This is a genomic window from Streptomyces canus 299MFChir4.1 (assembly GCF_000383615.1).
GTDB lineage: Bacteria > Actinomycetota > Actinomycetes > Streptomycetales > Streptomycetaceae > Streptomyces > Streptomyces canus_C.
This window is the reverse complement of sequence record NZ_KB911582.1, coordinates 792811-808148: the sequence shown is the minus strand read 5'-3', so window position 1 is coordinate 808148 and position 15338 is coordinate 792811. Positions and strand designations below refer to the sequence as shown.

General features: G+C 70.2%; 12 protein-coding genes. 11 read left to right on the top strand and 1 reads right to left on the bottom strand.

Annotation, left to right across the window (positions count from 1 at the left end; translation table 11 throughout):
- The first annotated feature begins 6 nt into the window (after positions 1-6).
- From iolB to H293_RS0103565, 8 genes are all read left to right on the top strand, one after another.
- Positions 7-822, top strand: coding sequence for a 5-deoxy-glucuronate isomerase (gene iolB / locus H293_RS0103600; RefSeq protein WP_020116511.1), 816 nt, complete (start codon positions 7-9; stop codon positions 820-822).
- A complete protein-coding gene (gene iolD, locus H293_RS0103595; RefSeq protein WP_020116510.1) occupies positions 819-2729 on the top strand; it encodes a 3D-(3,5/4)-trihydroxycyclohexane-1,2-dione acylhydrolase (decyclizing) in 1911 nt (636 codons plus the stop codon). The genes iolB and iolD overlap by 4 nt, the downstream gene beginning before the upstream one ends.
- 16 nt (positions 2730-2745) lie before the next feature.
- Entirely contained in the window at positions 2746-4248 is a 1503-nt protein-coding gene (gene mmsA, locus H293_RS0103590; protein ID WP_020116509.1) for a CoA-acylating methylmalonate-semialdehyde dehydrogenase, read from the top strand.
- A gap of 161 nt (positions 4249-4409) precedes the next feature.
- Positions 4410-5801 (top strand): APC family permease, encoded by a 1392-nt coding sequence (locus tag H293_RS0103585; protein ID WP_020116508.1) that lies wholly within the window; start codon positions 4410-4412, stop codon positions 5799-5801.
- A gap of 239 nt (positions 5802-6040) precedes the next feature.
- Positions 6041-8665: a CocE/NonD family hydrolase gene (locus H293_RS0103580; RefSeq protein WP_028807519.1), complete on the top strand. Its 2625-nt coding sequence runs from the start codon at positions 6041-6043 to the stop codon at positions 8663-8665.
- Complete coding sequence (locus H293_RS0103575) at positions 8662-9531, top strand: ABC transporter permease (RefSeq protein WP_020116506.1); 870 nt, start codon at positions 8662-8664, stop codon at positions 9529-9531. The genes H293_RS0103580 and H293_RS0103575 overlap by 4 nt, the downstream gene beginning before the upstream one ends.
- 147 nt (positions 9532-9678) lie before the next feature.
- On the top strand, positions 9679-11199 hold the full coding sequence (locus H293_RS0103570; RefSeq protein WP_028807518.1) for a vWA domain-containing protein: 1521 nt from the start codon (positions 9679-9681) through the stop codon (positions 11197-11199).
- Positions 11200-11271: 72 nt separating this feature from the next.
- Positions 11272-13191, top strand: a complete 1920-nt coding sequence (locus H293_RS0103565) for an AMP-dependent synthetase/ligase (RefSeq protein ID WP_020116504.1) — start codon at positions 11272-11274, stop codon at positions 13189-13191.
- A gap of 63 nt (positions 13192-13254) precedes the next feature.
- Here the strand turns inward: H293_RS0103565 and H293_RS0103560 are convergent, their stop codons facing one another.
- Positions 13255-13668 carry a rodlin gene (locus H293_RS0103560; RefSeq protein WP_020116503.1) on the bottom strand — a complete coding sequence of 138 codons (414 nt, stop codon included), beginning with the start codon at positions 13666-13668 and terminating at the stop codon, positions 13255-13257.
- 251 nt (positions 13669-13919) lie between these two features.
- On the opposite strand from H293_RS0103560, the gene H293_RS0103555 reads away from it, so the two are divergent.
- The 3 genes from H293_RS0103555 to H293_RS48985 all read left to right on the top strand — a co-directional run.
- Positions 13920-14312, top strand: a complete 393-nt coding sequence (locus tag H293_RS0103555) for a rodlin (RefSeq protein WP_028807517.1) — start codon at positions 13920-13922, stop codon at positions 14310-14312.
- Between the two features lie 263 nt (positions 14313-14575).
- On the top strand, positions 14576-14803 hold the full coding sequence (locus H293_RS0103550) for a chaplin (RefSeq protein ID WP_020116501.1): 228 nt from the start codon (positions 14576-14578) through the stop codon (positions 14801-14803).
- 128 nt (positions 14804-14931) lie between these two features.
- Positions 14932-15338: chaplin (locus H293_RS48985; protein WP_020116500.1), on the top strand; the 407-nt coding region annotated here is incomplete at its 3' end.

Sequence of the window (15338 nt, the reverse complement as noted above, 5' to 3'; positions counted from 1 at the left end):
CGCCGCATGACACAGAACGAGCTGTACGTCCCCAAGGGTGCCTCGACCAACGCCCAGTACACCGTGGACATCGACCCCAAGCGGGCCGGCTGGACCCACAGCAGCCTGCGGATCGTCGAGCTGGCAGCCGGCGGCACGCACACCTTCACCACGGGTGACAGCGAGTGGATCGTGCTTCCGCTGGAAGGCGGCTGTACCGTCCGCACAGGTACCGAAGAGTTCCAACTCCTGGGCCGGGAAAGCGTGTTCGCCGGAGTCTCGGACTTCGCGTACGTGCCCCGGGACGCCCAGGCATCGATCGCCTCCGGCGCGGGAGGCCGCTTCGCCCTGGCAGGAGCGAAGTGCGAGCGACGACTCCCCGCCCGCTACGGCCCCGCGCCGGAGGTCCCCGTCGAAGACCGCGGCAGCGGCACCCAGTTGCGGCACGTCCGCAACTTCGCCTCCGCCGACGCCTTCGACTGCGACAAGCTCATCGCCGTCGAGGTGGTCACCCCCGGCGGCAACTGGTCCTCGTACCCGCCGCACAAGCACGACGAGCACCGGCCCGGTGCGGAAGCCGAGTTGGAGGAGATCTACTACTTCGAGATCGACGGCCCGAACGGTTTCGGCTATCAGCGCGTATCTCCCTCCCGTGAGGGCGGATCCGACGTCCTCGCCGAGGTCCGCTCCGGCGACGCCGTCCTCGTCCCCGACGGATGGCACGGCCCGTCCGTCGCCCAGCCCGGCCACGACATGTACTACCTCAACGTCATGGCGGGACCGGGTGAGACGCGGGAGTGGCGGATCTGCTTCCACCCGGACCACACGGAGGGGTACCGATGACCACCCGCCTGACTGTCGCACAAGCACTGGTCCGCTTCCTGGCCGCCCAGTACACCGAACGCGACGGCGTACGACAGCGGTTGATCTCCGCGACCTGGGGCATCTTCGGCCACGGCAATGTCGCGGGCCTCGGCCAGGCGCTCGTCGAGTACGGCACCGTGCCCAGTGGGGGGACACCCCCCACGCCCCCCGTCATGCCCTTCCACCAGGGCCGCAACGAGCAGTCCATGGTGCACGCGGCCGTCGGCTACGCGCGCCAGTCGAACCGCCTCTCCACGCACGCGGTCACGACCTCCATCGGCCCGGGCGCCACCAACCTGGTGACGGGCGCGGCCCTCGCGACCATCAATCACCTCCCCGTCCTGCTCCTGCCGGGCGACATCTTCGCCACCCGCGTCGCCGACCCGGTCCTCCAGCAGCTCGAAGTCCCGTACGCCGGTGACATATCGGTCAACGACTGTCTGCGCCCGGTGTCGAAGTACTTCGACCGCGTCACCCGCCCGGAGGCCCTGATCCCGGCCGCCCTCCAGGCGATGCGCGTCCTCACCGACCCCGTCGAGACCGGCGCCGTGACCCTCGCCCTCCCGCAGGACGTCCAGGCCGAGGCGTACGACTGGCCGGACGAGTTCTTCGCCGAGCGCACCTGGGTCGTACGACGTCCGGGCGCCGACCCGACCGAACTCGCCGAAGCAGTCCACGCGATCCGCAACGCCCAGCGCCCCCTCCTCGTCGCCGGAGGCGGAGTCCACCACAGCCGCGCCGAGGAGGCCCTCGCCGAGTTCGCGGACGCCACCGGCATCCCGGTCGCCTCCACCCAGGCCGGCAAGGGCTCCCTGCGCCACGACCACCCCCAGGACGTCGGCGGCGTCGGCCACACCGGCACCGCCACCGCCAACGAACTCGCCCGCCAGGCCGACCTGGTGATCGGCGTCGGCACCCGGTACACCGACTTCACGACGGCCTCCGGCACCCTCTTCGCGGGCGACGGCGTCCGCTTCCTCAACCTCAACATCGCGCCCTACGACGGCCACAAGCTCGCCGGGACACCGCTGGTCGCGGACGCCCGCAGCGGTCTGACGGAGCTCACCGAGGCACTCCAGCTGCACGCGCACCGTGTCCCGGACGTGTACGTCGACGAGTACACGCTCGACAAGGAGCGCTGGGAGCAGCGCGTCGACGCCTGCTACGAGGCCGACGAGCCCGACATCAGGCCGACCCAGCCGCAGGTCCTCGGCGCTCTGGACGCGCTCGTGGACGAGTCCGACGTGATCATCAACGCGGCCGGCTCCCTCCCCGGCGACCTGCACAAGCTGTGGCGCGCCCGGTCGAGGGACCAGTACCACCTGGAGTACGGCTACTCCTGCATGGGCTACGAGATCCCGGCCGCGATCGGTGTGAAGATGGCCGCTCCCGACCGCAACGTCTGGGCGCTGGTCGGCGACGGAACGTACCTGATGATGCCGACGGAGATCGTCACGGCCGTACAGGAGGGCATCGCGATCAAGCTCCTCCTGATCCAGAACCACGGCTACGCCTCCATCGGCGGCCTGTCCGAGTCGGTCGGCGGCGAACGGTTCGGCACGGCGTACCGCTTCCAGTCCGACGACGGCACCTACACGGGCGCTCCGCTGCCGGTGGACCTGGCCGCCAACGTGGCCAGCCTCGGCATGCGTGTGCTGCGCGCGAAGACCGTACGGGACCTGCGCGCCGCCCTCGAAGAGGCGCGGGCCGCCGACACTCCCACATGTGTCTACGTCGAGACGGAAACGGCAGACACAGTGTCGGGCGCGCCTCCGGCGCAGGCCTGGTGGGATGTTCCTGTGGCCGAGACCGCGACGCGCGCGTCCGCGGTGAAGGCCCGTGAGCTGTACGAACGGCACGTCTCAACCCGACGCCGCCATCTGTGAAAAGGAGTACTCGGTCATGACGAAGATCGTCAACCACTGGATCGGCGGCAAGACCGTCGAGGGCGCGTCGGGGAACTACGGGCCGGTCACCGACCCGGCGACCGGCGCGGTCACCACCAAGGTCGCGTTCGCGTCGGTCGACGAGGTCGACGCCGCCGTGGGCGCCGCGAAGGACGCGTTCCAGACCTGGGGCACCTCCTCGCTCGCCAAGCGCACCACGATCCTGTTCCGCTTCCGGGCGCTCCTTGAGGCGAACCGGGACGCGATCGCCGAGCTGATCACCGCCGAGCACGGCAAGGTGCACTCGGACGCGCTCGGCGAGGTCGCGCGCGGTCTGGAGATCGTGGACCTGGCGTGCGGGATCACCGTGCAGCTCAAGGGTGAACTGTCGACCGAGGTCGCCAGCCGCGTGGACGTGGCGTCCATCCGCCAGCCGCTCGGTGTCGTCGCGGGCATCACGCCGTTCAACTTCCCGGCCATGGTGCCGATGTGGATGTTCCCGATCGCCATCGCGACCGGCAACACCTTCGTGCTGAAGCCGTCCGAGAAGGACCCCTCGGCCTCGATCAAGATCGCCGAGCTGCTCGCCGAGGCGGGCCTGCCCGACGGCGTGTTCAACGTCGTCCACGGCGACAAGGTGGCCGTCGACCGGCTCCTGGAGCACCCGGACGTCAAGGCCGTCTCCTTCGTCGGCTCGACCCCGATCGCCCGCTACATCCACACCACCGCCTCCGCCAACGGCAAGCGCGTCCAGGCCCTGGGCGGCGCCAAGAACCACATGCTGGTCCTGCCGGACGCCGACCTGGACGCGGCCGCCGACGCCGCCGTCTCGGCCGCCTACGGCTCCGCGGGCGAGCGCTGCATGGCCATCTCCGCGGTCGTCGCGGTCGGTGCCGTCGGCGACACGCTGGTCGAGAAGATCCGCGAGCGCGCCGAGAAGATCAAGATCGGCCCGGGCAACGACCCGGCCTCCGAGATGGGCCCGCTCATCACGAAGGTGCACCGCGACAAGGTGGCCTCCTACGTCGAGGGTGCGGCCGCCGAGGGCTGCGAGGTCGTCCTGGACGGCACCGGGCACACGGTGGAGGGCTTCGACGACGGCCACTGGATCGGCATCTCCCTCCTCGACAAGGTCCCCACCACCGCCAAGGCCTACCAGGACGAGATCTTCGGTCCGGTCCTGAGCGTGCTGCGCGTCGACACCTACGAGGAGGGCCTGGCGCTGATCAACGCCTCCCCCTTCGGCAACGGCACCGCGATCTTCACCCGGGACGGCGGCGCCGCCCGCCGCTTCCAGCTGGAGGTCGAGGCCGGCATGGTCGGCGTGAACGTCCCGATCCCGGTCCCCGTCGGCTACCACTCCTTCGGCGGCTGGAAGGACAGCCTCTTCGGCGACCACCACATCTACGGCAACGACGGCACGCACTTCTACACCCGCGGCAAGGTCGTCACCACCCGCTGGCCCGACCCGGCCGACGCCCCCACCGGCGTGGATCTGGGCTTCCCGCGCAACCACTGAGGTTTTTTCCCGGCGGTGTCCTGCGGTTCCCGCAGGACACCGAAGCGCGGCAGTGACGGCCAGTTTCTGACGTAAACGGCAACTAAATGGCCCTCCAGCTACGAAATCCGTAGCAGGAGGGCCATTGACGTGCTGGTTTCGTCGGGGTTGCATGCAGCACCATGACCGACACCCTCCGCCCCGCCGACACCGTCGTCGCCCAGGCACCGGAGCACGGCCACGCCAAGCTCAACCGTTCCATCGGCGTGGTCGGCGGCACCCTCCTCACCCTGTCGTGCGTCACCCCGGCCTCGACCCTCTTCGTGGTCGTCCCCGACCTCTTCGGCTCGCTCGGCACCGCCACCGCCCTGACGATCGCCATCGGCTCCCTGCTCTGCATCGCCGTGGCGTTCTGCTACTCGGAGCTGGGCACCCTCATCCCCAGCGCGGGCGGTGAGTACGCCATCGTCTCGACGCTGGCGGGACGACTCGCGGGCTGGCTCGTCTTCGTGCTCTCCCTCCTGGTCGTCATGATCGTCCCGCCGGTGATCGCGATGGGCACGGCGGACTACCTGGCCCCGGTGATCCACCTCGACCCCTCCCTGGCGGGCGCCGGAGTCATGCTCCTGGCCACCCTCGCCGGCCTCCTCGACCTGCGCGCCAACGCGTGGATCACCGGCGTCTTCCTGGTCCTGGAGGTGATCGCGGCGGCCGTGGTGGCGCTGCTGGGCTTCACTCACGCGGTACGCGGCCCGAGCAGCCTCCTGTCCCTGCAGGTGGCGGACGCGCACGGCGGCACGGACCCGGTGACGGCCATGCTCGTGGTCTCCGGTCTGGCCATCGCCCTCTTCGTCACCCAGGGATTCTCGACCGCCGTCTACCTCTCGGAGGAACTGGAGAACCCCCGCCGCAACGTGGCCCGCACGGTCCTGGCCACCCTCGCCATCTCCACCGTGATCATCCTGGTGCCGGTGGCCGCGATCACCCTGGGCGCCTCCGACCTGACCGAACTGACCGGCGGCGACATCAGCACCATGGTCACGGCCTGGTCCAACTCCGCGGTCGGCACCTTCGTCAGCCTGTGCGTCGCCCTCGCGATCATCAACGCCGGCATCGTCATGGTCATCCAGAACTCCCGCGTCCTCTTCGCCTCGGCACGGGACAAGGCCTGGCCCTCCCCGGTCAACACCGTCTTCGCCAAGCTCGGCCGCTTCGGCTCCCCGTGGGTCGCCACCCTTGCGGTGGGCATCCCGGGAGCGGCCCTGTGCTTCGTGAACCTGGACACGTTGTACGGCGTCACCGGCGTCTCGGTGACGGGCATGTACCTGCTGGTCGCGGTGGCGGCCCTTCTCTCCCGCCGCCCCCACCACAAGCACACCCCGGCCTGGCGCATGCCGCTCTGGCCGGCCATGCCGATCCTCCTGATAGCGGTACTGGCCTACATCCTGACCCAGCAGGAGACGGAGTACTTGGTATGGACGGGAGGGATCACGGCAGCGGCCACTATCTACTGGGCCCTCTACCTCCGCCCCCGCCGGGACACCAGGTGGCTGGTCTCAATTCCGCAGGACTGATCGCCCCTTGATCGCCCCGCAGGGGCGAAAAGGGGCGCGGGGCTGTATCGATTTGCGGCTCCGCCGCGTGGGCGCGACCAGCCACAACGGCGCAGCAGACGGCCAAAAGCAGGACCCCCCGAGCTCGTAGCCGTACCGCACCTGCTGTACACCACGCACCCCCATCCACCCCCAGGATGGCCCCGAGTTCAGCCCCCAGTAGATAAGTCCCCGACAGCTTCACCCCGTACCGTTGAATCATGGATCTTCGACGCCTCCGGAGGCCACGGTGGATCGCCGCCGCGGCCTCCGTCGTCGTGCTCGCCGCCGCCGGGACATGGACGGCCGCCGCTTCAGACGACCCACCCCCGGTGCACCGCGCGGACCAGATCATGGCGATCGACGGCGTCCGCATCGACACCTCGTACTTCACGACGAACGGCACCGGAAGGCGCCCCGCGGTCCTCCTGGGCCACGGCTTCGGCGGCAGCAAGAACGACGTACGCCAACAGGCACAGGACCTCGCGAGAGACGGCTACGCGGTCCTGACCTGGTCGGCGCGAGGCTTCGGCAAGTCGACGGGCAAGGTCGGCCTCAACGACCCGAAGGGCGAGGTCGCCGACGTCTCCCGGCTCATCGACTGGCTCGCGAAGCAGCCCCAGGTCGAGCTCGACAAGCCCGGCGACCCCAGGGTCGGCGTGGCGGGCGCGAGCTACGGCGGCGCGATCTCCCTCCTCGCCGCCGGCCACGACGACCGCGTGGACGCGATCGCCCCGTCGATCACGTACTGGAACCTCTCGGACGCCCTCTTCCCGAACGGCGTCTTCAAGAAGCTGTGGGCCGGCATCTTCGTCAACTCGGCGGGCGGCTGCGCCAAGTTCGAGCCGCAGATCTGCGCGATGTACCAGCGGGTGGCCCAGTCCGGCGTCCCGGACGCGCAGGCCGAGAAGATACTGGAGGAGCGCTCCCCGTCTGCCGTCGCCAAGGACATCAAGGTCCCCACCCTCCTCGTCCAGGGCCAGACGGACTCCCTCTTCCCCCTGAACCAGGCCGACGCCGCCGCGAAGGCGATCCGCGCCAACGGCGCCCCCGTCGACGTCGACTGGATCGCGGGCGGCCATGACGGCGGCGACCTGGAGACGAGCCGTGTCCAGTCCCGCGTGACGCACTGGTTCGACCGCTATCTCAAGGACGACAAGAGCGCCGGCACCGGCCCCGCCTTCCGTGTCACCCGCACCCTCGGCACCGACACCGGCGACGGCGAGACCCGCCTCACCGGCGTCACCGCCGACACCTACCCGGGCCTGGAGGGCGACGACCACAGGATCGCCCTGACCGGCCGTGAGCAGGACTTCGCCAACCCGGCCGGAGCCAGTCCGCCCGCCGTCTCGGCTCTCCCCGGCCTCGGCGGGGGCGGCCTCTCCCAGCTCTCCTCCCTCGGCGTCGGCGTCTCCCTCGACTTCCCGGGCCAGTACGCCGCCTTCGAGTCGGCCCCGGTCAGGGACGACCTCCAGATCACCGGCTCGCCCACCGTCACCGTCCACGTGAAGTCGACGACCGACGCCGCGGTCCTCTTCGCCAAGCTGTACGACGTCGGCGCGAACGGCCGGCAGACGCTGCCCTCCCAACTCGTCGAGCCCATCAGGGGCGAGGGAGCCAAGGCCGGCAAGGACGTCACGATCACCCTCCCGGCGATCGACCACGACATCGAGGACGGTCACCGCCTCCGCCTGGTCCTCGCCTCCACGGACCTCGGCTACGCCTCACCGACGGCCCCGGCGACGTACAGCGTCTCCCTGAAGAGCGACCTGAACGTCCCGACCGCCCTCAGCGAGAAGAACGCCCAGGCCCCCCTGCCCGCCTGGGTCTGGTGGCTCCCGCTGGCCGGCGCCGTGCTCGCCCTGATCCTCGTGGTGACGGGCCGCCGCCGTACGACCGCCCCCGCCGCCCCCGAGCCCGAGCTGGCCGAAGTCCCCCTGCAGATCACCGGCTTGAGCAAGCGGTACGCCAAGTCCGCCGACCGTTACGCGGTCCGCGACCTGTCCTTCCGCGTCGAGAAGGGCCAGGTCCTCGGCCTGCTCGGCCCGAACGGCGCGGGCAAGACCACCACCCTGCGCATGCTGATGGGCCTGATCAGGCCGGACGGCGGCGAGGTACGCGTCTTCGGCCACGCGATCGCGCCCGGCGCCCCCGTGCTCTCCCGTGTCGGCGCCTTCGTCGAGGGCGCGGGCTTCCTCCCGCACCTGTCGGGCCGGGAGAACCTGGAGCTGTACTGGCGGGCCACCGGCCGCCCGCCCGAGGACGCCCATCTGGAGGAGGCGCTGGAGATCGCCGGTCTCGGCGACGCGCTGGCCCGCGCGGTGCGCACCTACTCCCAGGGCATGCGCCAGCGCCTGGCCATCGCCCAGGCCATGCTGGGCCTGCCGGACCTGCTCATCCTCGACGAACCGACCAACGGTCTCGACCCGCCGCAGATCCGCGAGATGCGCGAGGTGATGATCCGCTACGCGGCGGCCGGCCGCACGGTCATCGTCTCCAGCCACCTCCTCTCGGAGGTCGAGCAGTCCTGCACCCACCTCGTCGTCATGGACCACGGCAAGCTGGTCCAGGCCGGCCCGGTCGCCGAGATCGTCGGCTCCGGCGACACCCTCCTGGTCGGCACGGCCGTACCGGTCGAGGAGCCCCTGGCCGAGAAGGTCGCGGCCCTGCCGGGCGTGGCATCGGCGCTCACCACCGACGACGGTCTCCTCGTACGACTCGACACGGACGGCAGCGCGGCACGCCTGGTCGCCGACCTCGTCCGGCTGGAGGTCCCCGTGGAGACGGTGGGGCCCCACCGCCGCCTCGAAGACGCCTTCCTCACCCTGATCGGAGACTCCGCATGAGCAGCAGCACGCTGACCGGGCGCGCGGAGGTCGCCGACGGCTACCGCGCCGGCCGTACGCTGCCGATACGGGTCGAGCTGGTACGGCAGTTGAAGCGCCGCCGCACCCTCGTCATGTTCGGCATCCTGGTCGCCCTGCCCTTCGTCCTGCTGATCGCCTTCCAGCTGGGCGGCGGACCGGGCTCGGGCAACACCCGCGTCAACCTGATGGACACCGCGACGGTGTCCGGGGCCAACTTCGCCGCGGTGAACCTGTTCGCCTCCGCGGGCTTCCTGCTGATCATCCCCGTGGCGCTGTTCTGCGGGGACACGGTCGCCTCGGAGGCCGGCTGGTCCTCCCTGCGCTACCTGCTGGCGGCACCCGTTCCGAGGGCCCGCCTGCTGTGGTCGAAGCTCGTCGTCGGCCTCGCTCTCAGCCTGGCCGCGATGCTCCTGCTCCCGCTGGTCGCACTCGCGGTCGGCACGGCGGCCTACGGCTGGGGCCCGCTCCAGCTCCCCACCGGCGGCGCACTGGAACCCGGGACCGCGGCCCAGCGTCTGCTGATCACGGTGGCCTACATCTTCGTCTCCCAACTCGTCACCGCCGCCCTGGCGTTCTGGCTCTCCACCCGCACCGACGCACCGCTCGGCGCGGTCGGCGGCGCCGTCGGCCTGACCATCGTCGGCAATGTGCTGGACCAGGTGACGGCCCTCGGCGACTGGCGCGACTTCCTCCCCTCGCACTGGCAGTACGCGTGGCTGGACGCCGTACAGCCGAAGGTGCAGTGGTCCGACATGATCCAGGGCACCTCCCTGTCGATAACGCTCGCTCTGGTGCTGTTCGCCCTGGCCTTCCGGGGTTTCGCCCGCAAGGACGTGGTCTCCTAGGTCAACGGAAGATCTCCCACCGGTCTCGACGGCCCGTCTCCGTGCCCCCTTCGATACCCATCCGCAACGCTCCGTAGCGCACATTCCGGCCCCCCGGCCCGTCACAGTCGCAGAAGCCGACGTCAACAGGCCCAGGGGGTACGGACGATGGAGCGACAGCGGACACGACAGGTGATGCTCGCCCTCGCACTGGCGGGCGGCCTGCTGCTCACCGGATGCGGCGGGGGTGACGAAGGAAGCAAGAGCAGCGCGGACGGAGCGAGGGGCGGCTCGAACGCCCCGGCCTTCCCCGCCCCGAACCAGCCCCAGGGCGAGCAGAACTCCGAGGAGTCCCGCGGCGACTACGTCACCCCGTCCCCGGACTACCTCTCCACCTTCGCCCTCGACGTCGACACCGCCTCCTACGGCTACGCCCGCCGCACCCTCGCCGAGGGCCGCCGCCCCGACCCCTCGACGATCCGCCCCGAGGAGTTCGTCAACAGCTTCCGCCAGGACTACGACCGCCCCGACGGCAACGGCTTCACGGTCACCGTCGACGGCGCCCGCACCGACAAGGACGACTGGTCCCTGGTCCGGGTGGGCCTGGCCACCAGGAGCGCCGAGGAGCACACGGACGAACGCCCGCCCGCCGCCCTCACCTTCGTCATCGACATCTCCGGCTCGATGGCCGAACCCGGCCGCCTCGACCTCGCCCAGCGCTCCCTCGACACCATGACGGAACGGCTGCGCGACGACGACTCGGTCGCCCTCGTCACCTTCAGCGACCGGGCCGAGACGGTCCTGCCGATGACCCGCCTCGGCGACCACCGCCACCGGATCCGCGAGGCGATCGACAGCCTGGAGCCGACGTACTCCACCAACCTCGGCGCGGGCGTCGAGACCGGCTACCGGACGGCCGTCGAGGGCCTGCGCGAGGGTGCCACCAACCGGGTCGTCCTGATCTCCGACGCCCTCGCCAACGACGGCGAGACCGACCCCGACGCCATCCTCGACCGCATCGACACCGCCCGCCGCGAGCACGGCATCACCCTCTTCGGCGTCGGTGTCGGCAGCGACTACGGCGACGCCCTCATGGAACGCCTCGCCGACAAGGGCGACGGCCACACCGTCTACGTCTCCGGCGACGACGCCGAGAAGGTCTTCTGCGAACAGCTCCCGCAGAACATCGACCTGACCGCCCGCGACGCCAAGGCCCAGGTCGCCTTCGACCCCGAGACCGTCGCCTCCTTCCGCCTGGTCGGCTACGACGACCGCCGCGTCGCCGACGACGACTTCCGCGACGACCGCGTGGACGGCGGCGAGGTCGGCCCCGGCCACACGGTCACCGCGCTCTACGCGGTACGCACCCGCCCCGGCGCCGACGGCCACCTCGCCACCGCCACCGTCCGCTGGCAGGACCCCAGGACCCGGGCCCCGCACGAGAAGTCGGCCGGGCTGGAGACCTTCGACGACTCGCTGCGCGACGCGAACCCCCGCTTCCAGGTCGACGCGGTGGCCGCCTACTTCGCCGACGCCCTGCGCGACACCTACGACGACGACCGGCTGCCGGGCCGACCGTCCCTGAACGAACTCGCCGACTGGGCGGACACGTTGGGGGACCGCACCGAGGACAGCGCGGTACGGCAGCTCGCCGGTACCATCCGCGAGGCACGCCACCTCGCGGACTGAGGCCCGACCCATTGACCTTTCCTTACTTGCGAGTAAGTTGACCACCCAGTCGGAGCCGACCGGGGAGCCACGATGGGCGTACGCAAGGACCTGAAGCGCGCGAAACAGCGCACCGACCTGGCGACTCGCACCACGGTCGAGGTCATCAGGGGCGAGGACGGTGCCGTACGAGAGGCACGGACACCGCCCCTCGCCCCGCGCCCGACGACCGGCAGCATCGCCGACCTCCCCTTCACCAACGCGGCAGAGACCCCCGACACCGTGGTGCTGCGCCGCCGGGAGACGACAGGCTGGCGCCCGGTCACCGCCCGGGAATTCGCCGACGAAGTCACCGCCGTGGCCAAGGGGTTGATCGCCGAAGGCCTCGAACCGGGCGGCCGGGTCGCGGTGATGTCCCGCACCCGCTACGAGTGGACGGTGCTGGACTTCGCGATCTGGGCGGCCGGCGGCCAGACGGTCCCCGTCTACGCCACCTCATCGGCCGAGCAGGTGGAGTGGATCGTCCGGGACTCCGGCGTGCGCCACTTCTTCGTGGAGACCGACGACAACCTGGCCACCGCGACCGCCGCCGACCACCCCTCGCCCGACTTCGTGCGCTACTTCCAGATCGACAGCCACGACCTGGCCGCCCTCAAGAGCAAGGGGCTCGGCGTCCCCGACGAGGAGGTCACCAAGCGCCGGGCCGCCCTGAGCCCCGACACCATCGCCACCGTCTGCTACACCTCCGGCACCACCGGCCGCCCCAAGGGCTGCGTCCTCACCCACGCCAACCTGCACGCCGAGGCCGCCAACACCGTCGAACTGCTCCACCCCATCTTCAAGGAGGTCACCGACCAGACCGCCTCCACCCTGCTCTTCCTCCCGCTCGCCCACATCATGGGCCGCACCCTCCAGATCGCCTGTCTGATGGCCCGCATCGAGATCGGCCACTGCCCGAGCATCAAGCCCGACGAACTGCGGCCCGCGCTCAAGGAGTTCCGCCCGACCTTCCTCGTCGGCGTCCCGTACCTCTTCGAGAAGATCCACGCCACCGGCCGCGCCACCGCCGAGAAGCTGGGCCGCGCCGCCTCCTTCGACCGCGCCCACCGCATCGGCGTCCGCTTCGGCGAGGCGTACCTGGACAAGTTCCTGGGCCAGGGCAAAGGGCCGGGCCCCGGCCTCTACGCCGCCTGGGGCCTGTACGACCTGCTGGTCTACCGCCGTATCCGCAAGGAACTCGGCGGCCGCATGCGCTACGCCATCAGCGGCGGCTCCCCCCTGGACCGCGAACTCAACCTGTTCTTCTCCGCGGCCGGGATCATCATCTACGAGGGCTACGGCCTCACCGAGACCAGCGCCGCCGCCACCGTCGTCCCGCCCCTCGGCCCCCGCCCCGGCACGGTCGGACAGCCGGTTCCCGGCACCGCGATCCGCATCGCCGACGACGGCGAGGTCCTCATCAAGGGCGGGATCGTCTTCGGCGCCTACTGGAACAACCCCGAGGCCACCGACGCCGTCCTGAAGGACGAGTGGTTCGCCACCGGCGACCTGGGCGCCCTCGACGAGGACGGCTATCTCACCATCACCGGCCGCAAGAAGGACCTCCTCGTCACCTCCGGCGGCAAGAACGTCTCCCCGGCCGTCCTGGAGGACCGCCTGCGCAGCCGGGCCCCAATCGGCCAGTGCCTGGTCGTCGGCGACAACCGTCCCTTCGTCGCCGCCCTGATCACCCTCGACCCCGAGGCGATGACCCACTGGCTGTCGGTGCGGGGGCTGCCCGCCGACACCCCGCACTCCGCACTCGTCGAGGACGAACGGCTGCGCGCCGACATCCAGAAGGCCGTCGACCACGCCAACGCGGCCGTCTCCCGCGCCGAGTCGATCCGCGCCTTCCGGCTGGTCGAGGGGGAGTTCACCGAGGACAACGGCATGCTCACCCCGTCCCTGAAGGTCAAGCGGCACGTGGTGACTGCGGCCTACGCCGAGGAGGTCGAGGCGCTGTACCGGCGCTGACACGCCGAAGGGGCCGCCGAGATGCTCGGCGGCCCCTTCGGCCTCGACCGGTGAAGCCCGGAATCAGTCGTCGGACTTCTTGTCGGCGGACTCCTGGGCGGTGGACAGGATCGACACGTCCTCCAGCAGGTGGGCCAGCGCACCGTCCCGCTTGGCCTGGGTCGAGTTCTCGGCGCACTGCTGGGTCTGCTGGTCCGACAGGATCGGCACGTCCTGGACGTTGACGACCTGAAGCACACCGATGGGCAGGTCGCTGACAGCGAGGCAGGGCTTGTTGAAGGACCCCTGGATCAGCGCCATCTGCGGGCTCATGTTCCCGTAGGTGCTCGAATTGCCGAAGCTCTGCCAAGAACCGTTGCCGTTCGCCGCGGTCGGTCCCTGGTCGTTGCCGATCGCGAGTGCCTGCGGAGCCGCGGCGGCGGAGGCACCCACGGCTGACGCGGCGATCGCCGCGGTGGCAACAATCTTCTTGATCACTGGCCAGTCCTTTCTGAGGAAGCCCCGTGGACCGGAGCGTTCTGGCTAACTGCGCGCCCGCGACGAGGTTTCTCCCGTTCACTCCGACGGCCGATAGCGGCGGGCGGTCGAGAGCCTCGCCGGAACCCTGGTGGCCGAGGGGCGCCCAAGTCGGCGACAGGGCCAATGGAGTGAACGCCCGCAACCATTCCTCACGTGCCGGGTTGATGTGGCCGTAGGGCATTGTGTCGCTACGAGGAAAGGAACGCGAAGTGCTTAAGAAGGCAATGGCCGCCGCGGCGGCCGCCGCTTCTGTCGTTGGAATGTCGGTGGCGGCAGCTCCGACGGCGCTTGCCATCGGCAACGACAACGGACCGACCGTGCAGAACGGTAACGGCGCCACGTCGTCGTTCGGCAATTCGGCGACCAAGGGTGACATGAGCCCCCAGCTCTCGCTGGTCCAGGGCACGCTCAACAAGCCGTGCCTCGGCCTGAGCGACACCAACGTCGGCGTCCTGCAGATCGTCAACGTCCAGGACGTGCCGATCCTGTCGGACCAGCTGACCCAGCAGTGCTCCGACAACTCGACCCAGTCCAAGCGGGACGGCGCGCTGTCGCACGTTCTCGAGGACCTGTCGGTTCTGTCGTCCGCCACCGAGGACTAAGGCGAATCCGACCGACCGGGCGGCCCGTGGCATTGTCTACGGGCCGTCCGGGTTTTTTGCGTGGGCCTTTCCCCGCCTGGTCGAGGGTGAAATGAGTGACGGCACAGGGCAATCGAGTGAATTCACCCGCGCCACGCGTTCGGTAGTTTCTCCATCGGCTATCCCTCGTTCTACAGCCTGCAGGTCATGGCGCGAGCCGCTCCGTCTGTGCTCGCTCGGTCACACGCCGACAAAGGGGCATGACCGCAGAGAAGGGAAATCTCATGAAGAAGACCGCCGCTGTCGCCGCGGGCGTGATCATGGCCTTCGGCGTGGCCGCCCCGGCCTTCGCGGACGCCGGAGCCGAGGGTGCCGCCATCGGTTCCCCCGGCTTCCTCTCGGGCAACGTGGTCCAGGTCCCCATCCACGTGCCGATCAACGTGTGCGGGAACACGGTCAACGTCATCGGTGCGCTGAACCCGGCGTTCGGCAACGTGTGCGTGAACGACTGACCACGTAACACCTCAGCCGTACCGGCTGTCCTGGCCGGCCTTGGACCGCTCGATTCCGTCCGAGGCCGGCTTTTCCCACTTCTACAAGCAGGAAGACAACGAGATTGCGACAGACCCTGAGTAGGGGAATGGTCGCGGCCGCCGCCGCGACAAGCATTCTGTCCCTGTGCAGCAGCCCTGTCCTCGCCGACACGCACGCGAGCGGCGTCGCCACGGATTCGGCCGGCGTCCTGTCCGGCGACAGTGTGGCGGCGCCCGTCGACATCCCCGTCAACGCCTGCGGCGACTCCGTCGACGTGGTCGCCGCGCTCAACCCTGCGTTCGGCAACTCCTGTGCCGTAAAGCCGAGTTCGGGCAGACACGGTTCCCGTAGCGCGTCGCACGGCGACGATTCGGGTTACGGCGACGACTCCGGGCAGGAGGGGGGCGGCGGGTACGGCGACAATCCCGGGCACGAGGAGGGCGGCGGCTACGGCGACCACACGCCTCCACCGGGCGATCACCACACGCCTCCGCCTGGTGGGCACCACACGCC